This window comes from Pseudoalteromonas rubra, assembly GCF_004212645.1.
Taxonomy (GTDB): Bacteria; Pseudomonadota; Gammaproteobacteria; order Enterobacterales; family Alteromonadaceae; genus Pseudoalteromonas; species Pseudoalteromonas rubra_G.
The window spans coordinates 24355-49331 of the sequence record NZ_PPUZ01000053.1 but is presented as its reverse complement, the minus strand read 5'-3'; the positions used below and the strand labels follow the sequence as shown (position 1 = coordinate 49331).

24 protein-coding genes are annotated in these 24977 nt (G+C 50.5%); 18 read left to right on the top strand and 6 right to left on the bottom strand.

The window, feature by feature from the left end; translation table 11 throughout:
- Position 1: 1 nt before the first annotated feature.
- The 10 genes from cyoE to C3B51_RS18355 all read left to right on the top strand — a co-directional run bounded on the left by cyoE (position 2) and on the right by C3B51_RS18355 (position 10253).
- The gene (gene cyoE / locus C3B51_RS18400; RefSeq protein WP_125721768.1) at positions 2-907 is read left to right on the top strand and encodes a heme o synthase; all 906 of its coding nucleotides are present in this window, start codon (positions 2-4) and stop codon (positions 905-907) included.
- On the top strand, positions 904-1506 hold the full coding sequence (locus tag C3B51_RS18395; RefSeq protein WP_125784456.1) for an SCO family protein: 603 nt from the start codon (positions 904-906) through the stop codon (positions 1504-1506). The genes cyoE and C3B51_RS18395 overlap by 4 nt, the downstream gene beginning before the upstream one ends.
- 124 nt (positions 1507-1630) lie before the next feature.
- Complete coding sequence (locus C3B51_RS18390) at positions 1631-1903, top strand: STAS domain-containing protein (RefSeq protein ID WP_046007073.1); 273 nt, start codon at positions 1631-1633, stop codon at positions 1901-1903.
- A gap of 9 nt (positions 1904-1912) precedes the next feature.
- Positions 1913-2275: a response regulator gene (locus C3B51_RS18385; RefSeq protein WP_046007072.1), complete on the top strand. Its 363-nt coding sequence runs from the start codon at positions 1913-1915 to the stop codon at positions 2273-2275.
- Between the two features lie 18 nt (positions 2276-2293).
- Complete coding sequence (locus tag C3B51_RS18380) at positions 2294-4417, top strand: chemotaxis protein CheA (protein ID WP_130245987.1); 2124 nt, start codon at positions 2294-2296, stop codon at positions 4415-4417.
- Positions 4414-4929, top strand: coding sequence for a chemotaxis protein CheW (locus C3B51_RS18375; RefSeq protein WP_125721762.1), 516 nt, complete (start codon positions 4414-4416; stop codon positions 4927-4929). The genes C3B51_RS18380 and C3B51_RS18375 overlap by 4 nt, the downstream gene beginning before the upstream one ends.
- 1 nt (position 4930) lies before the next feature.
- Positions 4931-7618, top strand: coding sequence for a methyl-accepting chemotaxis protein (locus C3B51_RS18370; protein ID WP_130245986.1), 2688 nt, complete (start codon positions 4931-4933; stop codon positions 7616-7618).
- A 161-nt stretch (positions 7619-7779) separates the two neighbouring features.
- The gene (locus tag C3B51_RS18365; RefSeq protein ID WP_125721758.1) at positions 7780-8601 is read left to right on the top strand and encodes a CheR family methyltransferase; all 822 of its coding nucleotides are present in this window, start codon (positions 7780-7782) and stop codon (positions 8599-8601) included.
- Positions 8598-9212, top strand: coding sequence for a chemoreceptor glutamine deamidase CheD (cheD, locus tag C3B51_RS18360; RefSeq protein WP_125721756.1), 615 nt, complete (start codon positions 8598-8600; stop codon positions 9210-9212). Before C3B51_RS18365 ends, cheD begins: the two co-directional genes overlap by 4 nt.
- Before the next feature lie 9 nt (positions 9213-9221).
- Positions 9222-10253: a protein-glutamate methylesterase/protein-glutamine glutaminase gene (locus tag C3B51_RS18355; protein ID WP_130245985.1), complete on the top strand. Its 1032-nt coding sequence runs from the start codon at positions 9222-9224 to the stop codon at positions 10251-10253.
- On the opposite strand, the gene C3B51_RS18350 is transcribed toward C3B51_RS18355, so the two are convergent.
- Positions 10231-11277 (bottom strand): polysaccharide deacetylase family protein, encoded by a 1047-nt coding sequence (locus C3B51_RS18350; RefSeq protein WP_130245984.1) that lies wholly within the window; start codon positions 11275-11277, stop codon positions 10231-10233. The genes C3B51_RS18355 and C3B51_RS18350 overlap by 23 nt on opposite strands.
- On the opposite strand from C3B51_RS18350, the gene dinF reads away from it, so the two are divergent.
- Positions 11254-12585, top strand: coding sequence for an MATE family efflux transporter DinF (gene dinF, locus C3B51_RS18345; protein WP_125721750.1), 1332 nt, complete (start codon positions 11254-11256; stop codon positions 12583-12585). The genes C3B51_RS18350 and dinF overlap by 24 nt on opposite strands.
- A gap of 36 nt (positions 12586-12621) precedes the next feature.
- On the opposite strand, the gene C3B51_RS18340 is transcribed toward dinF, so the two are convergent.
- Both C3B51_RS18340 and nfuA read right to left on the bottom strand, forming a co-directional pair.
- Entirely contained in the window at positions 12622-12900 is a 279-nt protein-coding gene (locus tag C3B51_RS18340) for a hypothetical protein (protein ID WP_130245983.1), read from the bottom strand.
- 6 nt (positions 12901-12906) lie between these two features.
- A complete protein-coding gene (nfuA, locus tag C3B51_RS18335; RefSeq protein ID WP_125721746.1) occupies positions 12907-13482 on the bottom strand; it encodes a Fe-S biogenesis protein NfuA in 576 nt (191 codons plus the stop codon).
- A gap of 155 nt (positions 13483-13637) precedes the next feature.
- Between nfuA and C3B51_RS18330 the strand changes: the two genes are divergently transcribed.
- Complete coding sequence (locus C3B51_RS18330) at positions 13638-16169, top strand: M14 metallopeptidase family protein (protein ID WP_130245982.1); 2532 nt, start codon at positions 13638-13640, stop codon at positions 16167-16169.
- Here C3B51_RS18330 and C3B51_RS18325 read toward each other — a convergent pair.
- Positions 16166-16840, bottom strand: coding sequence for a ComF family protein (locus C3B51_RS18325; RefSeq protein WP_165389193.1), 675 nt, complete (start codon positions 16838-16840; stop codon positions 16166-16168). The two genes, C3B51_RS18330 and C3B51_RS18325, sit on opposite strands and share 4 nt — an antisense overlap.
- 57 nt (positions 16841-16897) lie before the next feature.
- On the opposite strand from C3B51_RS18325, the gene bioH reads away from it, so the two are divergent.
- The 3 genes from bioH to C3B51_RS18310 all read left to right on the top strand — a co-directional run bounded on the left by bioH (position 16898) and on the right by C3B51_RS18310 (position 18945).
- Positions 16898-17635, top strand: a complete 738-nt coding sequence (gene bioH, locus C3B51_RS18320) for a pimeloyl-ACP methyl ester esterase BioH (RefSeq protein WP_130245980.1) — start codon at positions 16898-16900, stop codon at positions 17633-17635.
- A 102-nt stretch (positions 17636-17737) separates the two neighbouring features.
- Positions 17738-18046: a hypothetical protein gene (locus tag C3B51_RS18315; RefSeq protein WP_125721737.1), complete on the top strand. Its 309-nt coding sequence runs from the start codon at positions 17738-17740 to the stop codon at positions 18044-18046.
- On the top strand, positions 18046-18945 hold the full coding sequence (locus C3B51_RS18310) for a putative metalloprotease CJM1_0395 family protein (RefSeq protein WP_130245979.1): 900 nt from the start codon (positions 18046-18048) through the stop codon (positions 18943-18945). The genes C3B51_RS18315 and C3B51_RS18310 overlap by 1 nt, the downstream gene beginning before the upstream one ends.
- A 75-nt stretch (positions 18946-19020) precedes the next feature.
- Here the strand turns inward: C3B51_RS18310 and C3B51_RS18305 are convergent, their stop codons facing one another.
- Both C3B51_RS18305 and greB read right to left on the bottom strand, forming a co-directional pair.
- Positions 19021-21357 (bottom strand): Tex family protein, encoded by a 2337-nt coding sequence (locus C3B51_RS18305; RefSeq protein WP_130245978.1) that lies wholly within the window; start codon positions 21355-21357, stop codon positions 19021-19023.
- 85 nt (positions 21358-21442) lie between these two features.
- A complete protein-coding gene (gene greB / locus C3B51_RS18300) occupies positions 21443-21916 on the bottom strand; it encodes a transcription elongation factor GreB (RefSeq protein ID WP_046007056.1) in 474 nt (157 codons plus the stop codon).
- Positions 21917-22138: 222 nt separating this feature from the next.
- On the opposite strand from greB, the gene ompR reads away from it, so the two are divergent.
- The 3 genes from ompR to C3B51_RS18285 are packed head-to-tail and all read left to right on the top strand — an operon-like array spanning position 22139 to position 24902.
- Complete coding sequence (gene ompR, locus C3B51_RS18295; RefSeq protein WP_125721729.1) at positions 22139-22858, top strand: osmolarity response regulator transcription factor OmpR; 720 nt, start codon at positions 22139-22141, stop codon at positions 22856-22858.
- Positions 22859-24205 carry a two-component system sensor histidine kinase EnvZ gene (envZ, locus tag C3B51_RS18290; RefSeq protein ID WP_125721727.1) on the top strand — a complete coding sequence of 449 codons (1347 nt, stop codon included), beginning with the start codon at positions 22859-22861 and terminating at the stop codon, positions 24203-24205.
- Positions 24198-24902: a hypothetical protein gene (locus tag C3B51_RS18285; RefSeq protein WP_240657473.1), complete on the top strand. Its 705-nt coding sequence runs from the start codon at positions 24198-24200 to the stop codon at positions 24900-24902. Before envZ ends, C3B51_RS18285 begins: the two co-directional genes overlap by 8 nt.
- The last annotated feature ends 75 nt before the right edge of the window (positions 24903-24977 follow it).

Sequence of the window (24977 nt, the reverse complement as noted above, 5' to 3'; positions counted from 1 at the left end):
TATGGCTATGAGCGTACATCAACTCGGATCAGCACTGCCCGATTTCTACGCGGGTATCAAGCCCTATCTGGCGATCACCAAAGCTAAGGTGGTCATGATGCTGGTGCTTACTGCCTGGGTAGGCCTTGCGCTTGCACCGGATACAGGGCGCACTGTGGTACAACAACTAATGAGTTTACTGTCAATTGGTCTTATCTCTGCGGCGGCTGCGGCGGTTAATCATGTGGTTGACCGAAACAGAGACAGTAAAATGGCACGAACGCGCCACCGCCCCCTGGCGAGGCAACAACTTTGTGTATCAAAGGCGCTGTTGTTTGCCGCTTGTTTGGCTATTATCGGAACCACAGGTTTATTGGTGTTCAGTAATTGGCTATGCACCGTGTTAACCCTATTGGCTTTGCTCGGATATGCGGTTGTGTACACTATGTTCCTCAAGCATATGACGCCGCAAAATATCGTGATAGGTGGACTTGCAGGCGCCTTACCGCCGCTGCTGGGCTGGGTAAGCGAAACGGGCAGTATGGCGGCCGAGCCTTGGTTATTGGTGATGATCATTTTTGCCTGGACGCCTCCGCATTTTTGGGCGCTGGCGATAGCGCGCGAAGCGGATTATGCCAGAGCAGGCACACCTATGCTGCCTGTGACTCATGGGATCCAGTTCACTAAATTGTGTATCGTCGTATATACACTGTTGTTGTCAGTGACCTGCGTGCTTCCTTATCTGATAGGTATGGTGGGCTATGTGTATTTGGCCACGGCCAGTGTACTCAATGGATTGTTTATCTTTTTGGTTGTACGTTTGTATATTCATCATACAGGTCAACAGGCGATGGGGGTTTTTCGTTTTTCTATCTGGTATTTGCTGTTACTCTTTGTCTCACTATTCGTTGACAGAGCGCTGATATGAAAAAAATTTTTGTTCTTCTATGTACGACTGCACTGCTCCTTGGGTGCCAGCCTGCCCCCAAACTGTCAGAGTTTGCCGTACATTATGAACAGCCAAGGACGCTCAAGCCCTTTAAGCTGGAAGATCAACATGGCAGGCCGGTTACAACCGAGCAATTGAAAGGGCAATGGAGCTTGTTGTTTCTCGGTTACACACACTGCCCAGATATATGCCCAATGACTTTGGCCAAACTCACCAATATAGCTGAGCAGTTAAAGCCTTACCAAAATGTCAATGTCTGGTTTGTCGCGGTAGATCCACAGCGCGATACGCAAGAAAAACGAAAGCAATATATTGATTACTTTAATCCTGATTTTGTCGCAGCATCAGCCCCTCATAACATCTTGTTCCCATTTGTACGGGACATTGGTTTGATCTATGCCATTAATAACAGCGACCAGCCAGAGTATTATGTCGACCATAGTGCATCGATTGCATTAGTTAATCCGCAAGCGCAATTGGCCGCCATATTCAAGCCCGAGTTTAAGGCCGGTGAGGTGCCCGTGATTAATGAGTCTCAGCTGATTGAAGACTTTAAGGTGATAGTCCCAGGTCAGTAGTAGGCTGCGTAAAGTGACTGAATTTAATAATTAATTATTTCTTTTAAGTTATAAATATGGCAATTTCACGGTCACGGTCTAATCTATTCATATCAATAAGATTTGCAAGGAATGTGCAAGGCACATGATTAAACTTCCCCCGGAGCTGGTCATAAACCAGGTTGAAGAATTACATCAGCAGCTGGTGCTTGAGCTGGATGCAGGCCATGCGATTTCTTTAGACATCAGTGAGATTGTGCGTGCAGACACCGCTTCAATCCAACTGCTGTGCGCGTTGCAAAAATATTTGTTGGATATAGGGCAACACATTTCCTGGGTAGGCGAAAGTGCCGCGTTGTCTTCATCTGTTGAGAAACTAGGGTTAACCGAACTTTTATCTATCAGTAGTACGAATTAAGAGGTCATTATGAAAAAGATTTTAGCTGTGGATGATTCTGCTTCAATGCGTCAGATGGTTGGCTTTACATTAAAGAAAGCGGGCTTTGACGTGGTCGAGGCAAAGGATGGCAGTGAAGCACTCAATCTGGCTAAACAACAAGGGTTTGATGCAGTGATCTCGGATGTGAATATGCCCGTTATGGATGGTATTACCCTAATTCGAGAATTGAGAAACTTGCCTGATTACAAGTTTACCCCCTTGCTGATGCTCACCACCGAGTCGGGCCTGGATAAGAAAAGCGAAGGTAAAGCTGCGGGCGCTACGGGCTGGATTGTGAAACCATTTAACCCCGAACAATTGCTGGCTGTACTGAAAAAAGTCATTCGTTAATCCTCGCGAGGTGCTGCCATGAGTATCGACTTAAGTCAGTTTTTCGATGTGTTTTTTGAAGAAAGCTTCGAAGGGCTCGATGCGATGGAGTCTGAGTTACTGAACCTTGAACCAGGTAAAGAAGATCAGGAAACCATCAATACTATTTTTCGTGCTGCACATTCGATAAAAGGTGGAAGTGGAACTTTTGGCTTTACAGCAGTTTCTGACTTTACTCATGTGCTGGAGACTTTGTTAGACCAAATTCGCAACGGGCAACGTCAGCTTACTGCGGAGCATGTCAATCTGTTGCTCAAGGCCGTTGATTGTTTACGGGCTATGCTGACGGCTCTGCAGGCGCAGCAGGAGCCTGAACAACAAGAAGCAAATGAATTAAAACAACGCTTTGAAGCGATTCTCAATGGTGACAGTAGTACTGATGAGCAAGGGCTGGTGAGCAGCGCAACCGACAGTACATCCGAAGAGCAGACACACCTTCCCATCACATTTCAGATCGATTTTAAGCCTTTGCCCTATTTGTTTAAAACGGGCAATGAGCCCCTATACATGATTGCTGAGTTGTCTGAGCTCGGAGAGCTGGAAACCCGGGCTCTGCACGATGAGTTACCTAAGTTCAAACAGCTGACGCCCGATGATTGCTACCTCTATTGGCGATTTTTTCTGACCACCACACGTGGCGAGGCGGCAATTCGTGAGATCTTCGAGTGGGTTGAAGATGATGCCGAAATCACCATAGTGCAATGTGGCGGGTTGTTCGATGCGCCTGATGAACACACTGCGGAAGTCGATATGCTGCCTGGCGAGCAGGCTGAGCCCGAACTACCACTTGAGGTAAATGTCCCCCAAAAGCCGCTGCATGAAATTAAAAAGGAGCCATCGGCAGGTAAAGATGCGCGTAAAAATGCAGACCCCAGCACCACCTCTATTCGGGTCGGCATAGATAAGGTGGATTCGCTCATCAATATGGTGGGCGAGCTGGTCATTACACAGGCTATGCTCAGTCAGATAGGTGAGCAGGAAATTACCGAATCCAGTATCGCGGCGCTGCAAGAAGGTCTTGCGCAACTGGCGCACAATACCCGCGACCTGCAGGAAAATGTGATGCGTATTCGCATGCTGCCGATCAGTTTTGTATTCAGCCGCTTTCCACGCCTCGTGCGCGACATTTCACAAAAATTAAATAAGCAGGTAGAGCTTAAGCTGATTGGTGAACAAACCGAGCTGGATAAAACCGTCATGGAGAAGCTTTCTGATCCTATGGTGCACCTGGTACGCAACTCGTTGGATCACGGCCTAGAGACTCCTGAGCAGCGCATTGCTCAGGGTAAGGATCCGGTCGGAACAGTCACACTGAATGCATTTCATCAGGGTGGCAATATTGTGATTGAGATTATGGACGATGGCAAAGGGCTGGATACCGATAAAATTCGCAAAAAAGCCGTTCAAAATGGGCTCATCCAGGCGCAGGATGAACTCTCTGTTGACGAGATCAATGAGCTGATTTTTATGCCCGGCTTTTCGACCGCAGACAATGTCAGCGAAATATCCGGCCGGGGGGTTGGCATGGATGTGGTGCGTAAAAACATCCAGGCCTTAAACGGCTCAGTGGAAGTGAGTTCGGAAGCTGGCGTTGGGTCAACCTTTACTATCCGCTTGCCACTGACGTTGGCTATTTTGGATGGGCAACTGGTACAGGTTGCCGAGCATACTTATATCATTCCACTGATCTCGATTGTCGAATCGCTGCAAATTGATATTACCAAAGTCAGTAACGTTGGTAAGGGCTTACAGGTGCTGCGTTTGCGCGATGAGTACATTCCTATCCTTCGCTTGTATGACATTTTTAACCACAAAGGTGCGCGCGAAGAACTGGATAAGACCTTGCTGGTGGTGGTTGAAAATGACAATTACAAAGTGGGTATTTTGGTGGACGATTTACTGGCACAGCAACAGGTTGTAATAAAAAGTCTGGAAGCTAACTATCAACGTGTTGATGGCATTTCAGGGGCAACCATTTTAGGAGATGGCACGGTGTCTTTGATCATTGACATCAGCGGCCTGATTAAACTGAGCGGTTTAAGGCGGCCAGGCTCGTCTGAACTGCTCGTTGACCTGAAGACGGATGAGGGTATCCCGGCATGACAGAGCGCATGAACTTGAATCAGCAACTGGTGCTGGATGCCAATGCAGACGAGAAGCAGTTTCTGACGTTTATGATGGATGAAGAAGAGTACGGGATTGATATTTTAACGGTCCAGGAAATTCGTGGCTGGGAGCCTGTGACGGTGATCCCCAACTCTCCATCATTTGTTAAAGGTGCGATGAATCTGCGCGGGACGATAGTACCCATTATCGACCTGCGGCAGCGGTTTGGTATTACTCACATCGACTATGGCCCGCTTACTGTGGTGATAGTGGTGTCGGTAACCCTCAATGAGCAGAAAAAACTGATGGGCATTGTCGTAGATGCGGTGTCCGATGTGTATAGCATCTCAGAAGAGACCGCGAAGGATGTGCCCGACTTTCAGGACTCAGAAAATGCGCAGTTTGTTCATGGCCTGGTCAATGTAGGGGAAAAAATGGTGGTGTTATTAAATTTGAAGAAAGTGCTCGATTTACACGACAAGAGTTGTGTTAAGAGTAACGGGGGCTGAAATGAGTAGTCAGAGTATCCAAAGTAGTTTAAACAATAAAATCATAATCGCCGGTGTGATACTGGTTGTCAGCATCGTACTGGGGCTACAGCTCGGGGGCACAGCTTCTGAAAACATGAAGCTGGTGGCAGTGGCCTTGCCTTTGTTTGGGGTTGTCGTGGCTTTAGGATACCTGAGAATGGCGCTATCAGCGTTTAGTGACCAGCTGGGTTGCGTGTATCGCGTGTTGCCGCATGTATCGGTGGCAGATCAGGATGTGCTGCAGGGCATAGATCTAAGTGACTTTCCTGACTTGTTCAAAGCGTTAAAAGCCTCAGACGATGAGCAGGAGCAAAACGATTATACACAGAGCCTGCTGCTGGCACTGCAAGGGTGTCAGGCCAATATTATGGTGGCAGACGCCGATCTGAATATTGTTTATCTGAATGACTCCGTAAAATCTATGCTCAAAGTGAATGAGCAGCAATTACAGCAGGATTTACCGGGCTTTAGCGTTGCCGGCCTGATAGGCACCAATATTGATTCCTTCCATAAAAACCCAAGTCATCAGCGTAATATTCTGGCCAATTTGCGCGACACCTATCAAACCAGAATTAAGGTTGCGGGGCTGTCATTTGATCTCATTGCCACACCAGTCTTTGATGAGGGACATCGGATTGCGACACTGGTTGAATGGAAAGATCAGACGCAGTGGCTTGCGGCTGAAGAAAAGCACCGCAGCCTGGCGGAGAAAAATGCGCGAATTTCTCGTGCACTGGATGTTTGTCAGGCGAATGTGATGTTGGCCGACGAACACCTTAATATCGTCTATGTTAATGAGTCGGTACTGGCCATGCTCAGAGGCAATCAGGCCCAGCTTCGTACGGCATTGCCTAACTTTGATGTTGACTCTTTAATTGGTACCAACATCGATGTGTTTCATGAGAATCCGCAGCATCAGCGCAGTTTACTGAATAAGCTGTCGGATGTGTATAGCACCGATATTGTGGTTGCTGGATTTAATTTTGGTTTGATTGCGACGCCGGTCTTTGACCAAAAAGGGGCGCGCATTGGCACTGTAGTTGAGTGGGAAGATAAAACTGAGCGTTTGGCTGCTGAGCAAAAAGCATTACAGGCTGCGGGTGAAAACCTCAGGGTACGCCGTGCACTCGATAATGTGCAAACCAATACCATGATTGCTGACGCTAACAATACCATAGTGTATATGAATCAGGCGGTACTCGAGATGATGAGAAATGCCGAGTCTGATATCCGCAAAGACCTACCTAATTTCGACAGTAACCAACTGGTTGGGCAAAATATCGATGTATTCCATCGTAACCCTGCGCACCAGAGACGCCTGTTAGAGACCTTGTCTAAACCTTATCAAACCGAAATTAAGGTTGGCGGGCGTACCTTTGGCCTAGTTGCCAATCCCATCATCACGGATGCTGGCGAGCGTGCCGGTACTGTGGTCGAGTGGGAAGACAGAACTGGTGAAGTCGCAATCGAGCAGGAAGTGAATGCGGTGGTAGAGTCGGCTCGTGCGGGGAATTTGTCAGCGCGACTGGATGAAGGTGATAAACAGGGGTTTTATTTGCGTCTCACTCAGGGACTCAATGGGTTGCTTGAAAGTGTTGATAGTGCAGTGACCGACACGGGGAATATGTTAGATGCACTAGCCCGGGGCGATCTTACACAGCGCATTGAAGCCGACTATCAGGGGGCGTTCGACAAGCTGAAACAAGATGCGAACAGCACAGCCGACAAACTGACCAATGTGCTTGAACGGATCAGTGCGTCAGCCACTTTGGTCGCCAGTGGTGCAGAGGAAATATCGCAAGGTAACGCGGACTTAAGTCAGCGTACTGAAGAACAAGCCTCTTCGTTGGAAGAAACGGCGTCGAGTATGGAACAAATGACCAGCACGGTGCGTCAGAATGCGGACAATGCCAAGGTGGCTAACGAGCTGGCTGAAGAAACCAGCGAAAAAGCAACGCGCGGCGGTGAGGTGGTCAATCGTGCGGTCGAAAGCATGTCAGCAATCAACGACTCGAGTAAAAAAATCGCCGATATCATTAGTGTAATAGATGAAATTGCTTTCCAGACCAATTTACTGGCGTTGAATGCCGCGGTAGAGGCAGCCCGGGCCGGTGAGCAGGGGCGCGGTTTTGCCGTGGTGGCAGGCGAAGTACGAAACCTGGCTCAGCGCTCAGCAGGTGCGGCAAAAGAGATTAAAGATTTGATCCGGGACAGTGTTAGCAAAGTTGAAGATGGTACGCTGTTGGTTAATGAGTCAGGTGAAACACTCAAGGAAATTGTGGCATCCGTCAGACGTGTTACCAATATGATATCCGATATTGCGGATGCCTCGGTGGAACAAAGTTCCGGGATTGAACAGGTAAATAAAGCCGTTACTCAGATGGATGAAATGACCCAGCAAAATGCAGCGCTGGTGGAGCAAGCGTCCGCTGCGGGTGAGTCTATGGCAGAACAGGCAAATGATATGCGCAATATGCTCAACTTCTTTAAAGTTGGAGACGCGCCAGTTGCCCGCCAGGCTATCCCGAATAAACCTCAGGCGCCAAATGGTCAGGCTCGCTCGCCTGCCATTGGTTTGTCGGCGCCTGAAAATCGCACTACGCGAGCGCCTTTGGAAACCAAAGCCAACCGTTTTGCGGACGACTCTGAGGAATGGGAAGAGTTTTAACAGTTCTGGTTTGTTTGCACCGCTGTGCAGCGGTGCCGCGCACTTCGCATCAGCTTCGTGACAGTGACACGTCTTAACCCACCGGAATTATCACATACCGAGTGCACGTAACAATGCATGATTCGGGCGCTCGGGCTCATGGTGCTTGGGTGAGGAGGGATATGAAAGAGTTTTTGATGACGGATGAGGACTTCAGCAGTATATCTCGGCGAGTTTACGAGACCTGTGGTATCGTACTTGGCCCTCATAAACGTGACATGGTGTACTCGCGGCTGGCGCGCAGAGTGCGGGCCAATGGATTAAGCTCATTTGCAGATTATCTGGCATTTCTGAATGAAGAACCCGATGCCGAGTTTAGTCACTTTATTAATGCCATCACAACGAACCTTACCTCCTTCTTTCGCGAAGCGCATCATTTTGACTTTTTACACCAACAGGTGATCCCTGAGCTAAAGCTCAAACATAAAACAGATAAACGGGTGCGGATCTGGTCCGCAGGCTGCTCGACCGGTGAAGAGGCCTATAGTATTGCGATGACCATAGGCAACGCATTTCCAGCTGACTGGGACGTGAAGGTACTAGCCACGGATCTGGACTCGAACGTATTACACAAAGGGCAGGAAGGTATCTATAACAGTGCATCGGTGACAGGTCTGAATAGCGAGCATCTGAAAAAGTGGTTTATGGGCAGCCCTGATGGCACTCAGTACAAAGTAAAAGAAACACTGCGCTCGAGCGTGTACTTTAAGCGCCTTAATTTGCTTGAACCGTGGCCAATGAAAGGGCCTTTTGATGTGATTTTTTGCCGTAATGTGCTGATCTACTTTGACAAAACAACCAAAGACAGATTGTTTGAAAACTTTTATCAACTGCTGGCAGAACAAGGCTATTTATTTATCGGTCATTCGGAAACGATGGGTAAAGAGCATTTGGAGTTTAAAAACCTGGGGAGAACCATGTATCAAAAGGCGGCGCAGATATGAATCATTTTAAACCCGTGTTGCATGGCTTCGAACATGTAAAACGATTCTGGGATTCTGGGCGTGGTGCTGTTGTCGCAAAAGTGTTACCCGGAGAGTTTTATGTATCAAAGAATGATGAGCTGATCTCCACGGTATTGGGCTCCTGTATTGCGGCGTGTATTTATGACGAACACCAACGGGTGGGCGGTATGAACCACTTTATGCTGCCGGGTGTAAAAGGGACGACCGCCATTCATGCCGACGATCTTAATTGTCGCTATGGTAACTGGGCGATGGAATACCTGATCAATGAAGTGATTAAAAACGGGGCCAGACGAGAGAATCTAAAAATAAAGCTGTTTGGCGGCGGGAAAATCATTAGCTCGATGACTGATATAGGTATTGGCAATATTCGCTTTGCAGAAGCCTATGTAGAGGAAGAGAATCTCACTCTTATCTCCCATGATGTCGGTGGGCCCTGGCCGCGTAAAGTGGTGTTTCACCCTCAAACGGGTAAAGCTCAGGTGAAGAAGCTGCGTCAGATGCACAACGACACCATTGAAAAACGCGAGGTCAAGTATCTGCATGATATTGAAGAGCAAGGCAAACAAACTGATATTGAGTTGTTTTAGAGAGATCGCATGATTAAGGTACTGATAGTTGATGATTCCCCTTCGCTTAGAGCGATACTGACCAAGGTTCTGGAGCTTGCCCAGGATATCCAAGTGGTCGGGGCGGCCGAAGACCCCTATGAAGCGCGTGAGATGATTAAGAAGCTCAACCCCGACGTGTTAACCCTGGATATTGAAATGCCGAGGATGAACGGGCTGAGCTTTCTCAAAAACCTCATGCGCCTGCGCCCGATGCCTGTGATCATGCTATCAACCTTAACGCAGCAGGGGTCGCCTGCAACGCTCGAGGCGCTGGAACTGGGTGCCATTGACTTCATCGCCAAGCCAACCTCAAACGTGGCTGCCCAGCTGCATGCTTACGCAGAGACGTTACATCAGAAGATCCGTATTGCCCGCCAGGCCAACCTGTATGCCCTTCGTACCGAAAAAGATGTGCAACAGGCACCTGTATCGCAGCATACCCAGTTCAAAACTAGCGCTGTGTTGGCGTTAGGAGCTTCTACCGGTGGCACCGAAGCATTACGTGAGGTTTTGGTCCGGTTACCCCAGCATTGCCCGCCCGTGGTAATTGCGCAGCATATCCCTCCGGTATTTAGCACGTCGTTTGCGCAGCGTATGGACCGTATTTGTGATGTATCGGTTAAAGAAGCCGAAGATGGGGATGTGCTTATGCCCGGGCAGGTGTTTATTGCCCCAGGAGACAGGCACCTTAAAGTGGTTCAAAAAGGAGGGCGCCTGCTGTGTCAGCTGTGCCAGAGTGAGAAAGTTAACCGCCATCGCCCCTCAGTGGATGTGTTGTTCGACTCTCTATTGCCATGGGCAAAGCAGGTCAGTGCGGCTTTACTGACTGGCATGGGCAGTGATGGGGCTCCAGCGTTGCTGCGTCTCAGAGAGGCTGGAGCAAAAACGCTGGCGCAAGATGAGGCGACCTCAGTGGTGTGGGGCATGCCCCGGGCCGCCGTTGAAATGCAGGCGGCCGAGAAAGTGGTGCCTCTGTCCAAGGTAACAATGGAGCTGCTTAGTGCTGTGAAGCGTCCATGATCACCCAAGGTTGCGAGTACCAGTAAAATTGTCCACTTTGTTTTTTAGAAGGTGCCGTACAGTTATAGCGAGAACGCCCATTCGATAAGGGTTTTGGTGTTGTGATCGTCACTGTTTTATCATTCTGCCAGGTCAGCTCTGCTTTGCCTGCGCCCGATACAAAGCAGGCGAACTGACTCTGGTAAAAATCCATCTCTTTAAAGGTCAAGGTAATCGAGGGGGTGCGGTTATCCGTGACCGAATCCTGATATTTAGCCTGAGCCAGTGAAAACGGCAGTGAATAAAGTTTGGTATTTAAGGTTTTCAGGTTGGCATAGATGCCTGAAGCGGGAAAACGTGGCAGACGGGTAAAGTCTGAGTCTGGTCCAACGGCGCCAGAATGTTGGCCAATCCCTACCAGGTTCAGCTCGGTGACTAACGCCTGTAAAGGGCGGTTAAACTCGCCATAGGGATAAGCGATATACGGTAAATCATGGCCCACCTCAGCTTTGATCCGCGCTTGTGACCAAAGCAGATCCTCACGGATCCGGTTACGCCACTGAGCCTGGCTTTCTCCGGCTAGCTTATGATGCAGGTAGTCGTGCTGAGCGCTGTGGTTGGCAATTAATGCCCCGCGTTTTGCCAGCTGGCGTAGCTGCTCCCAGCTCATTACATAGCCTTTTTTCTCATCAATCAGTTTAGGGTTAACAAAAATCGTATAGGGGTAACCAAATTGCTCAAGCAGTGGTGCTGCCGCTTCCATGTTGTTCAGGTAACCATCGTCAAAGGTAATGGCGACGGTTTTTGCAGGCAGTGCGTTACCTGCCTGCAGTTGCGTGATCAGCGTATCCAGTGCAATCACATTAAACTGCTCTGTTTTGAGAAAGGTCAGGTGCTCAAGAAAAGTGGCTTCACTGACGCTGGTAACGGCCGGCAGTTTTTCACTGACATGATGATACTGTAGAATGACCGCGGCCAGACCTGCCCGGGTATTGAATAAAACGAGTATAAGAACTAAAACATGAAACCACTTAATCGCGCGCATACTTCCCACCATTTTCAGTTGCTTGCTATTGCTGCTCCGATGATTTTATCAAATATCTCGGTGCCCCTGTTAGGATTAGTTGATACGGCGGTCATCGGTCATCTGAGTGAAGCCTATTACCTTGCCGGTATTGCGCTAGGTTCCGGCAGCATTGCCTTGCTGTTCTGGCTGGCCAGTTTTTTGCGCATGAGCACCACCGGGGAAATTGCCCAGGCAAATGGCCAGCAAGACGCTGGACGGGCGCTTCAGTCGTTGTCGGCCAGTATGAGCTTTGCGGTGTTGTTTGCTCTGTTGTTGATAGCGAGTACGCCCTGGTTACTTGACCTGATCGCGGCGCTATCCGCGGCCACGCCAGAAGTTTTTGAACAAGCGGCGATATACTTTTCCATTCGTATCTTCAGTGCGCCCGCTGCCATGCTGAATCTGGTGATGCTCGGATTTATGCTGGGGATGCAATACGGACGTGGTCCTTTCTATGTGGTGCTGTTTACTAACATCGTTAATATAGTACTGGATGTCCTGTTTGTGGTGGTGCTGGACTTTGCCGTTGCAGGTGCGGCCTGGGCATCTGTGATTGCTGATTATTCCGCGCTGGTGTTGTCTTGTTATTTGCTACGTGGGGTGCTTGAGCGGGCAGGCTGGCAGTGGCAGTTGAAAGTACCACACAAAGAGGAGATGCAACGTTTGTTGCATCTTAACCGCGATATCTTTATTCGTTCTCTCATGCTGCAGCTGTGTTTTAGCTTTATGACTTTTTATGGTGCAAGGCTGGGCGAGGATATTCTGGCCGCCAACGCGGTGCTGCTGAATTTTCTGATGCTGGTGAGCTTTGCGATGGATGGCATCGCGTATGCTGTGGAAGCCAAAGTCGGGCAGGCCAAAGGTGCACGCGACTTAGCTATGTTAAGACGTTGGGTGCGGCTGAGTTGCTTCTGGGCTGGTTGCTTTGCCCTGGTATATACCCTGGTGTTTGCTTTGTTTGGTCCTGCGGTGATTGGCTTACTCACCGACATTCCGGTGGTCATTGATACCGCACTGGTGTATTTGCCCTGGCTGGTGGTGCTGCCTGTGATAGCAACCAGCTGCTTTTTGTTTGATGGCGTTTTCGTCGGTCTGACCCGGGCGAAGGAAATGCGCAACAGTATGTTACTGTCTGCTGTGCTTGGGTTCTTTGTGCCGTTTTTGCTGGCTCAGCAATGGGGGAATCATGGATTATGGTTTGCCATGAGTTGTTTTATGGGATTAAGAGGGCTGACACTGATTGTGAAATATCAGCAGCTGAGTGCCAGGCAGCAGTTACTGGATTAAATCAACCAGCGGTGTGCGCCAAAAGGCGCTGATGGCTTATTTCCATTCATCAAAGGCCTTTTTGGCCTCGGCTTTAGCGGCGTCACGTGCCGATAGTACCTGAGAAAAGCGATTGGCGAAGATCCCCAGATAGCCATAGCCGGCCACACCCAGTGCGAGCGCCAGTATGACTAAGCCGGGCAGCTGGAGCCAGGCTTGATAGAAATAACCCAGCGCAATCAGCGCCGCGCTGAGTGCAAACAACGCGAGCCCGCAGAGGAAAAACCGCAGACTCCGCTTAGGGTGAGCCCCTAAGCGGTAAATCAAACGTCGCATACCCAATTAATAGTATGAGTGATCGCCTCGTGAGTGCTCGGTGATATCACGTACCCCTGTGATCTCTTCGAACTTGGCGATCATTTCTTTTTCGATGCCTTCTTTAAGCGTGACATCAATCATTGAGCAGCCGTTACAGCCACCACCGAATTGCAATACCGCAACACCTTCAGCCGTGATTTCGACCAGGCTAACCTGACCACCGTGGTTGGCCAACTGAGGGTTTACTTCGGTAACCAGCATGTGTTCAACGCGCTCTTCCAAAGAGGCATTGTTGCTGAGCTTTTTGGCTTTTGCATTCGGTGCTTTCAGGGTGAGCTGACTGCCCATTTTATCGGTGACAAAGTCAATTTCAGCTTCTTCCAGGAAAGGCGCGCTTTCTGCGTCGACGACGGCATCAAATCCATTAAAGGGCAGGCGAATATCGCTGTCTTCAACGGCATCGGCTGGGCAATACGACACACCACACTCCGCCTGAGCGGTACCTGGGTTGACGACGAATACGCGAATGTTAGTTCCATCGGCCTGATCGGCCAATAACTTGGCAAAATGTGACTGAGCTGTCTCTGAAATTGTGATCATAATCTACGCTATACTTGACTAAATTACTCGGTTAATCCCTATGATACTCCCCTCATCTTGTTGTAGCTAGTGTTGGGCGTAAAAATTTGCAGCAACTGGAATCTGATTGCTAGCGTACTGGCTGGTTAAAAATTGCCAGAGTAAACGGAGTATTTATGCATCGCCTGTTATTATTGCTGTGTGTGTTGAGTTTGCAGCTCAGCGCCAGGCCCCTGAGTTTTTATTTTGATGACACCAGCCAGTTCGACCCTAACATCCCAAAGCCGCATGAGGTGATAGGCTATGACGTGGGCGAGTGGCATGTGCGCCCCGAACAGTTGGTGCAATACTTAAACGTGCTGGCAGAGGCCAGTCCCAGAGTATCGATAAAAACAATAGGGTATAGCCATGAGCGGCGACCTTTGGTGTTACTGACGATCACAGAGCAGGCACGACAGAACAATATTGCGGCTGTCAAAAGCGCCCATTTAGCCGCGCTTGAGCAGCCGCTGCCTCGCAAAGATGCCCCGGCGGTTACCTGGCTTGGCTACAGTGTGCATGGTAATGAACCTTCGGGTAGCAACACCGCTATGCTGGTGGCATACTATCTGGCCGCGGCACAGGGCGAGAAGATTGACGCCCTGTTACGCGATACTGTAATACTGCTGGACCCGTCACTCAATCCAGACGGATTGGCTCGCTTTGCCAGCTGGGCGAACAGCCATCGGGGAGCAGTGTTATCCAGCGATCCAGAGCACAGAGAGCACGTAGAAAGGTGGCCGTCTGGCAGAACAAATCACTACTGGTTTGATTTAAACCGCGACTGGCTGCTGTTGCAGCACCCAGAATCACGCGCCCGGATCGCCGCTTTCCATGACTGGAAACCAAATGTACTGGCCGATTTCCACGAGATGGGCCCGAACTCCAGTTACTTCTTCCAGCCGGGGATCCCGTCACGCACGCATCCGCTGACACCAGAGCGTAACCAGAGTTTAACGGCGGCGATTGGCCAGTTTCATGCTGATGCGTTGGATCAGGCCGGGCAGCTGTATTTTACTAAGGAGAGCTTTGACGATTTTTACTACGGCAAAGGCTCGACCTATCCGGACATCAACGGCTCAGTCGGTATTCTATTTGAACAGGCCAGCAGTCGTGGCCATATGCAGCAAACCATCAATGGCTTGCTGACTTTCCCGCAGACCATTAAGAACCAGTTGATCACCTCGTTATCTACTTTGCAAGGTGCGGCGGCTAACCGTCAGGCACTGCTTGACTATCAGCAGCACTTTTATCTCAGTGCTGAAAAGGAAGCCAAGCAGCAGGACTATCAGGGTTATGTGGTATCGGCAGGCCAGGACCCCTATCGTCTGGAGCAATTTGTGGCGTTGCTTAGACAGCATCAGATCACAGTAAAAGAGCTCGAAAAATCGCTGAAAGTAAAAGATCAGCAGTTTAAAAAGGGCGACCTTTACATACCGCTGGCACAGCCGCAAGTACGCCTGATCAAAGCCATGTTTAGCGAGCAAACACACTTTAAAGACAATACCTTTTACGATGTTTCGGGCTGGACACTGCCCTATGCCTACGATCTGGACTTTGCCCGGGTCACCAGCAGCTGGGGGCTTAAAGTGAGCGAGTCAGGCTGGCAAGCGCGCAGCCTTGCGGCGCAAACGCCTGATGATGCGGCCTATGCCTACGCCTTTTCCTGGCAGCACTATCTGGCACCTAAGTTACTCAACCGCTTGCTGACAGACGGCATTGAAGCGCGCGTTGCATTGCAGCCGTTCACGGCCAAGCTCACCCAGGGAGAACAACAGTTTGAGGCGGGCACTGTGGTGATCCCGGCTGGTTTACAAGATCAGGACAACTGGCGAACTGTACTGGCCGAACAGGCTGTGAAACTGGGTATTGAACTGAAGGCTATTAGCTCTGGTCTGACGCCTGAGGGGATTGATTTGGGCTCACGCCGGATGATGCCGCTGCACAAGCCACAGGTGTTACTGGTTGGCGGGCTGGGCACCAGTCAGTATGAGGTCGGCGAGATCTGGTATCACCTCGACAGGCATGTGGGGATTGCGCCCAGCATCATAGAGCTGGACCGCCTTGAACGGGTTGACTTGAGCCGTTACAGCCACCTGATTCTGGCCGATGGACGCTATTCGGCGCTGAGTAAAAAAGCACAGGCAGCCATTATCAGCTGGGTCCAAAAAGGAGGCGTGATCTGGGGACACAAACGCGGTGCCCAATGGCTGATTGAACATCAGTTGCTCAAGGCTGAGATCATCAGCACGAAAGAGCTGCGCGCGACCTTCGACACTCAGGGGCTGCGTTTCAAAGACAAGGAGCAGCTGGCCGCCCAGCAGCGTATAGCAGGTGCCATTTTTGGCACTCAGCTGGACCTTTCTCATCCACTGGCATTTGGTTTTGACAACGCCATGCTACCCGTATTTAAAAACAGCGCCTGGGTGTTGCAGGCGAGCGAGGTCCCTTTTCGGGATGTGGCGGTATATCAGCCGCAGCCTTTGCTGGCGGGGTATGCAGATGAAAGAAATGTCTCGCAGATAGCGAAATCCTCAGCACTGATGGCTGATACCTATGGTAAAGGGGTGGTCATCGCCATGCCGGATAATCCGGTGTTTCGCGGTTTCTGGTATGGCAGCAGCCGCTTGTTTAATAATGCACTGTTTTTCTCGCAGGCCGTTCATTAAGCGGGCGTCAGGCAGGTTGCACAGGCCCAGATCTGAGTCGCACCCGCGCGTCGACAGAGCTGGGCTGCGGCATTTATCGTCGCGCCTGTGGTGATCACGTCATCAACCAACAGGATACGCTTGCCTGTAAGGGAGCCTGCCAGGCTAAACGCCTGACTCTGATTGTGTAACCGTGCCCGACGATTTAAGGTTTGTTGTGCACGCGTCATGCGTTTCGACAAAACCGGCAGGATAGGCAACTGCCCGTTGAGCACGTAGCCCCAGGTTTGCATCACCTGATTAAAGCCTCGATTGATCAACCGCTGCTTGGGCAAAGGGATGGCGATGGCGGCATCCACTTGTGGCACTTGCTCGAAGCAATAGTGTTGCCACTGATAGGCGATAACCTGGCGCAGTAAACGGGCGGCATGGCGTCGCTGGTGCAGCTTTAACTCACATAACCAGCGTTTGAGTACCCCATGATACCAGCCACAGGCGATCAGCCCGTCGCAATCAGGCAAACTGAACTGGGCTCGGATATCTGCACGCAATAACAGGTTTCCCTCCTCAGGGAGAAACAGTGGCAGCGCCTCTAAGCAGGGCGTGCATAAGCCAGCATGAGCAACCGGGCTCTGGCAACACGCACAGTAGCGGGGAAACAGCGCCTGTGCGAGTACGTGGGACAATGACATTGCTTTCCATCCTTGAATCGCTATCATAGCGACAAGTTTGGTTGGAGAAGTGAATTAATGCAAAGCGAAATAGTCCTATTGCACGGCTGGGGGATGAATAAACAGGTATGGCAGCTGAGCATGGAACAGCTTCAGCAGGCACAGCCTTTGGCGGTGCGTGCAGTCAATTTACCCGGCTTTGGCGGGGCTGCATTCCCGCAGCACATCTCTACGTTAGACGATCTTGCGGATGAGATTGCACGCGAACTCAGTGAGCACTCTGTATTAGTTGGCTGGTCTTTGGGTGGACTTGTGGCGATTAACCTGGCGCATCGCTACCCGGATAAAGTTGCCAAACTGGTGCTGGTGGCATCGAACCCGTGCTTTGTTGAGTCGCCAGAGTGGCCGGGGATCAAGCCAAAAGTGCTGGCGGGGTTCAAGCAAGCACTGGCCGATGACAGTGCCAAAACCATAGAGCGATTTCTTGCGATCCAGGCCATGGGCAGTGAACATGCCCGGGATGATATTAAACAGCTGCGCAAACTATTAGGTCAGCTACCAGTTGCGCACCCTAAGGCGCTGAGTCTGGGGTTGGATGCATTACAAAGCTGTGATTACCGTGCTCAATTTAGCGCGCTCAGCCAGCCTGTATTTGGTCTATTTGGCCGTCTTGATGCGCTGGTACCGAGCGAGGTAATAGAGCGAATGGCGGTACTCAATCCTCAATTTAAAGCATTCATCTTTGCCAAAGCGTCCCATGCGCCGTTTATCTCCCATAAAGATGAGTTTGTTACTCATTTAAAATCAATTCTTTAGTTTTGCGCAACGAAAAAGCGGCAATTTTTTGCCGCCCTTACTTTATTTTGTTTATAAATTAAGCAATAATTAGGTAGAGAATTTTTAACTTTAGGGCGAGATATGGCAGTCAATGATATCCTTAGTACAGGTGTTCAGGGTTTTGAGTTTGCCCGCCAAAGTGCCGAGCAAGCCGCAGCCGATATCAATAAGGCAACGCTGGACCAGCAAAGTGAACAACAGGTAGCACAGCAACGTCAGCTTCAGGGCGCGTCCAGTAATGAAGGCGTCACAGCACCTGTGGGACAAACACCCAGGCTGGACGAAGCCGTGGTCGACCTGAAAGTAGCAGAGTTTAACGCAAAAGCGAATGCGCAAACCATTCGCACAGCAGACGAAGTATTGGGTACTTTGATTGATATTAAAGTGTAATGAACATAGTAACGCCACCCCCGGCGATGAACTTAAACACGGCGAACGTCTACACTGAGACGGCGCAACGTGACAACCAGCTTCGTGAGGTTATACCAAAACCCGCGCCAGTCTCCCCTGCGTTTACCGAAAACAAACCACTGTCTGATGGCGAAAAGCAAAAGTCATACTCCGCAGATGATTCTGGCCTGTATGACAGCAAAGGTCAGCTCAAAGAGGGTAAAACCATTGAGGAGCGTCGGGAAGGCGAACAAGGCGAGCAAGGGGAACAAAAGGATCAGCAAGATCCGCAGGAATTAAGTGAGCGCGAACAAGCTGAGCAGGAAGCTGAACAGGCTCAGCTGCAGGAGTTAAAAGACCGCGACCGGGAAGTGCGTCTGCACGAGGAAGCCCATGCCAGAGTGGGTGGTCAGTATGCGGGTTCACCAAGCTATGAGTACCAACGTGGGCCGGACGGCAATAATTACGCCGTCGGCGGCGAAGTCATGATTGATGTTGCGCCGACCGGAGATCCGCGTGAAACCATAGATAAGATGCAAACGGTTCGAGCGGCTGCTTTAGCACCAGCAGAGCCATCAGGTGCAGACAGAGCCATTGCAGCAGATGCAACCGCTAAGATTGCTGAGGCGCAGGCGGAGCTGGCCAAGCAGTCTATCAGTGGTGAAGAGGTACAAGAAAACAACCGTGTTGTCGGCTATCAAACCCGTCGCCTGAGTGAAGATGAGCTCAGCGAGCAACAACCTGAGTCAGCCCGGCTGGAAGAAGATGTGGACCCGTTTGCTGTGGCCTTACCCATCGAGCGGGATCCTGAAATTGCATCCCGGGCACTGAGAATAGAAGGCTTTTATGGTGAGGTGGCTAAACCCAAAGAAGCGTCTCAGCTATCCGTGGTGATATAACTCCAGTGTGTAACTTCAGTCAGTTAAACGAAACAGGCCCGCATTTGCGGGCCTGTTTCTTTGTTGCTATAGCAATTACTTTTTCAGTTTAGCAAAAGCTTCGGCAAAAGCATTACCCATTGCGGCATTGCCATTGTCGCGTCGATTGTCTCGGCGACTATCTTTGCGTTGTGCTGGTCGCTGAGATTTGCCGCCTGGCTTTTGCGCGGTCGGCTTAGTTTGCTTTTGTCCTGTATTTGCCGGGATCTCGTCGTTCAGGCGCATAGTAAAGCTGATCCGTTTGCGGGCAACGTCCACTTCTATGACTTTGACTTTCACTATGTCACCGGCTTTGACCACTTCACGTGGATCTGAAATGAACTTATCGGTCAATGCTGAGATATGGACCAGGCCATCCTGATGCACACCAACATCGACAAAGGCACCAAAGTTTGCCACGTTCGACACCACGCCTTCCAGGGTCATACCGACTTTCAGGTCAGCAATGGTTTCGACGCCGGCTTTAAATTGTGCCGTCTTAAATTCAGGGCGCGGGTCACGGCCCGGTTTGTCCAGCTCGCCCAGGATATCTGTGATGGTTGGTACCCCAAACTTATCGTCAACATACTCGGCGGGATCCAATTTGCTCAGCACATCGCTGTTGCCAATCAACGCGGTGACATCGAGCGACTTGCTGCTGCAGATCTTTTTCACAACCGGGTAGGCTTCCGGGTGAACCGCAGAGGCATCCAATGGATCCTCACCATTGGCAATACGCAGGAATCCGGCTGCCTGCTCAAAGGCTTTTGGTCCCAGACGCTCTACCTGCTTCAGCTGTTTACGGTTGCTGAATGAACCATTGGTATCACGGAATTTAACAATGTTGGTCGCCAGAGTTTTATTCAGCCCGGATACGCGTGTCAGCAGCGGGACAGAAGCGGTATTGACGTCTACCCCAACCGAGTTTACACAGTCTTCTACCACTGTGGTCAGCGTCTGACCCAGCTGGCTTTGTGATACATCGTGCTGATATTGACCCACACCAATAGATTTGGGCTCAATTTTCACAAGCTCTGCCAGCGGATCCTGCAGTCGACGTGCAATTGACACGGCGCCACGCAGTGATACGTCCAGGTCAGGGAACTCATTAGCGGCAAACTCAGAAGCAGAATACACCGAAGCACCGGCTTCACTGACCATCACTTTCGTCAGCTTCAGCTCGCTGGCGGCTTTAAGCAGCTCGGCGGCCAGTTTGTCGGTTTCGCGAGACGCGGTCCCATTACCGATAGCAATCAGCTCAACTTTGTGCTGACGACATTGTTGTTCCAGCGTGCGCAGTGACTTATCCCAGTGGTTCTGTGGCGCATGTGGGTAAATGGTGCTGGTCGCCAGTAACTTACCGGTTTTATCGACAACTGCGATTTTACAACCGGTTCTGAGGCCTGGGTCAATGCCCATAGTTACGCGCGGACCTGCCGGGGCTGCCATCAGCAGATCTTTGAGGTTTTTGGCAAAGACATCTATCGCGCCCTGCTCAGCATTCTCACGCGTGGCACCTAGCATTTCGTTTTCAAGGTGGGTGGCCAGCTTGATTTTCCAGGCCCATTGCACCACCGTCATTAACCAGCCGCTTGCCGCGCTACCCGACACGTCCAGACCGTAATGATCCGCTATCATCTGTGCACAGTATTGCTGTGGATCCTCGGCCTGCGGCTCGGGGTTAATCGAGAGCTGTAAAATCCCCTCGTTACGTGCTCTGAGCATGGCCAGAGCACGGTGAGAGGGGACGCTCGCCAGCTTTTCATCGTGTTCAAAGTAGTCGCGATATTTACTGCCCGCTTCTTCTTGCCCTGGAACAACACGGCTTTGTAAATAACCATGCTGTTTCAGCTGGTTTCTGAATTTGCTCAGCAGTTTTGCGTCTTCAGCGAAGCGCTCCATCAGAATAAACTTGGCGCCATCGAGTGCCGCTTTGCAATCTTCAATGCCTTTGTCGGCATTGATAAACGCTTCTGCCGCCAGCTCGGGTGTCTGACTCGGATCAGAGAACAGCAGATCGGCCAGTGGCTCAAGCCCAGCCTCTATGGCTATCTGGCCTTTGGTGCGGCGTTTAGGTTTGTAGGGCAGGTATAGGTCTTCCAGTTCGGTTTTGCTTTGCACCTGATTTAGCTCTGATGCTAACTGCTCAGTAAGCTTGCCCTGCTCATCAATGGTTTTGATGATAAAAGCGCGGCGCTCCTCCAGTTCCCGTAGGTAGCCAAGGCGCTGCTCGAGTAATCGCAGCTGAGTATCATCCAGGCCACCGGTTACTTCTTTACGGTAACGGGCAATAAACGGAACGGTCGCACCTTCATCCAGTAGTGCGGTGGCAGCATTCACTTGCTGTTGTGATGCGTTTAGCTCAGCAGCTAAACGGGCTGAGATATTGCTCATGCAAAATCCTTATATAGTTCAATTGGCTAGGCCAGTTTCTGGGCCTGCGTATGCGCTCATCATATCATATCTGTAACGGATGTGTTCAGGCCGTGTAGTCGATCTTATTAACGTACCAGAGCATCTCACCTTGCGGGGTTTTGACACTGTATTCTTCATCGACCGATTTTCCAAGTAATGCCCGCGCCATGGGGGAGTCGATGGAGATGTAATCGTTCCGCTCGTAGATTTCATCGGGACCGACGATACGAAAACGTTTTACCTCGCCATCGTCATTTTCGATTTCGACCCAGGCACCAAAATACACCTTGCCTTGTTGCTGCGGTGAGTACTCAACAATTTTTAAGTCTGGCAGACGCTTTCGTAGGTAGCGTACACGGCGGTCTATTTGTCGTAACAGGCGCTTGTTAAAAGTATAGTCGGCGTTTTCTGAGCGATCGCCCAAACTTGCCGCCCAGTTTACGATTTTGGTCACTTCCGGGCGCTTTTCAAACCACAGGTGATCGTGCTCCTGTTGCAGCTTGCGATAGCCCTCTGGGGTAATTAGGTTGGTTTTCATCTGGTTGCTTATTATCTCGGAACAACTACATGTGTCTAGTGTAATGCGGATCCCGGTCGATACCAATCTCACAGTGCCTGAGAGTCGCCGGTTCAGGTCATGGCATATCACGCCCGCCACTTGTAACGTTCGGTAACAATCTTATTCACTGTTTATGGTGTCTAAGCGTTTTAATTTCAATTATATTTAGGGTCAACTAAAGAAAAAATAAGAAGAATGCCCATGGGGAATGAAACCACCAAAGTGTTAGTCGTTGACGATGATATGCGTTTGCGCAGCCTGCTGGAGCGATACCTGGTCGAGCAGGGGTTTATCGTTCGCAGTGCAGCCAATTCAGAGCAAATGGACAGATTACTGGAGCGTGAAAATTTTCATCTGATGGTATTGGATCTGATGTTACCCGGTGAGGATGGTTTGTCTATTTGTCGCCGTCTCAGACAGAAAGAAAATGAAATTCCCATTGTGATGTTAACGGCCAAAGGGGATGAAGTGGACCGGATCATCGGACTGGAGCTGGGGGCGGATGATTACCTGCCCAAGCCATTTAACCCGCGCGAATTATTAGCACGGATCAAGGCGGTGTTACGTCGCCGCGCCAAAGAGGTGCCGGGCGCACCTGCCGCTGAAGAAAATGAAGTCGAGTTTGGTGCTTTCAAACTTAATCTGGCAACCCGGGAAATGCAAAAAGGCGAGGAAACCATTGCTTTGACCAGTGGTGAATTTGCGGTACTGAAGGCATTGGTGAGTCATCCCCGTGAACCGCTGAGCCGAGACAAGTTAATGAATCTGGCCCGTGGCAGAGACTACAGTGCACTGGAGCGCAGCATTGATGTGCAGGTATCGCGGTTACGCAGAATGATAGAAGAAGATGCGTCTAACCCGCGTTATATCCAGACCGTTTGGGGTCTGGGCTATGTGTTTGTGCCAGATGGCGAAAAATAAATGAGTATCCTGCCGCGCAGCGCATTTGGGCAAACGGTCTTTTTTGTCGGTGCGCTGCTTCTGATCAATCAGATAGTCTCCTACATTACCGTCACTCTGTATGTGTTCAAGCCGACTTTTGAACAGGTTAACCTGATGCTGGCCAAGCAGGTTAAGACGGTTTTCATTGACTGGGAAGAAGGGGTGGAGATTGACTCCGGCCTGTCGGAAAAGTTTTTTGAGATCACTGGCATTGAGGTGATGAGCCAGCGAGAGGCCTATCGCAACGGGCTGGGGGATGCGAAAGAGTATACCTTGTTGTCGCGTAGCATGTCGGAGCAGCTCAATGGTTCAGCTCGGGTGCGGATCAGTCAGGGCGATCCTGTAGTGTACTGGGTCGAAGCGCCTCAGGCACCGGGTTATTGGGTACGGGTGCCACTCACTGGCTTTTCAGAAACCAAAATGGAATTTTTGGTGTTTTACCTCTCCAGTATCGGTTTTTTAAGCGTGCTCGGCGGCTGGCTGTTTGCCCGACACCTGAACCGGCCACTTAAGGCATTGCAAATTGCGGCCAGCCGGGTGGGAGTTGGAGACTTCTCGACCCGCCTGGTTGAACATGGCTCTACCGAAGTCATTGAGGTGACCCGGGCGTTCAATAAAATGTCCAAGGGGATCGCTGAGCTGGAGAATGACAGACGTTTATTAATGGCGGGCGTATCCCACGATTTAAGGACGCCGCTTACCCGGATCCGGCTGGCCACGGAAATGATGTCGGATGAAGAGGCCTATCTCAAAGAGGGCATTATCGACGATATTGAAGACATGAATGCCATTATCGATCAGTTTATTGAATACCTCAGGCATCACAATAGTGGTGAAATGGTGCTGGATGATGTGAATGCCGTTGTCGAGGAAGTGGTTCATGCAGAGCAGCAGCATCAGCGCGAAATTGTACTGACGACAGCCGCCAATGTCCCCGCCGTGATGATGAACCATGTGGCACTGAAACGCGTGGTAACCAATATGATAGAGAATGCTATTCGTTATTCAGACGAGCGGATAGACGTGGTGACAGAATTTAGTGCTCGCCATAAGGCGGTATTTATTAAGGTTAAAGACAGGGGACCGGGGATCCCTGAAGAGGAACTGGAGACGCTGTTTGAGCCCTTTAAGCAGGGCGACCTGGCGCGGGGCAGCGAGGGCAGTGGATTGGGCCTTGCGATCATCAAACGCATTGTCTCTACGCATGGTGGCAAAGTCCGTTTGCGCAATCGCAGCGAGGGTGGACTCAGTGCTGAGGTGATGCTGCCTGTGGCGAAAAAATTCACTCCCGTGACCCCTTCATCTGAGCCTAAGCCCAGTGAATAAACGCGACTTAACTTATCAGAGCGGTTGTCTCAATAATGCAGCCAGAGCGCAGCTGTTGTCTATTATCGGGCAGTGCTTTGAGGGGATTGAGCCTGAAGCCTATTTTGCTTACTACTTTGAGCAAGACGGACCCATCGTCCGGCGGTTGCGCTTGTATTATACGCAGGCAGGTGAGCTGGCAGGTTACTGCTTGCTCACCTTTGACGACAGCCATCAGGCATTTTGTGTGATCGGCGCATCGGCCGGTTTTTTGCCGCAGTTTCGCGGTAAGAACAACACCTTTTCTTTTTCCATTGCTGAGGTCACCAAAGCATATCTGCGTCGTCCCTGGCGTACTTTGTTATATGCCGATACCATGCTGAGTCCCGCGATGTTCCGGGCCATGGCGAAGAATATCGCCACTGTTTACCCAACAGCATCAGGCTCTGATACTGAGTCACAGCTTTATCTGACATTAAATCCCACCGGACTAACGTGTGCTGTAAATGGTCTGCTGTGTCTCAAAACGGTGGGGCGAAAAACGCGTTATTCAGCCGAGGAAGTGGCTCAGTTTAAGGCCAGCAGCAAACCCGAAATTGCCCATTATTGTGCCCTGAACCCTAATTTTGATAACGGGGTTGCATTGCTTACCGTGATCCCGGTTACTTTAAGACAGCTCCTCGCCACAGCCTGGAAACAGCTCAAAAATAAACTCTAGTTTTTCGTTGAACACTAAACTTCAGGCACAAAAAAACGCCCAACGAGGGGCGCTTTTGATAAAGGAATCTGATTC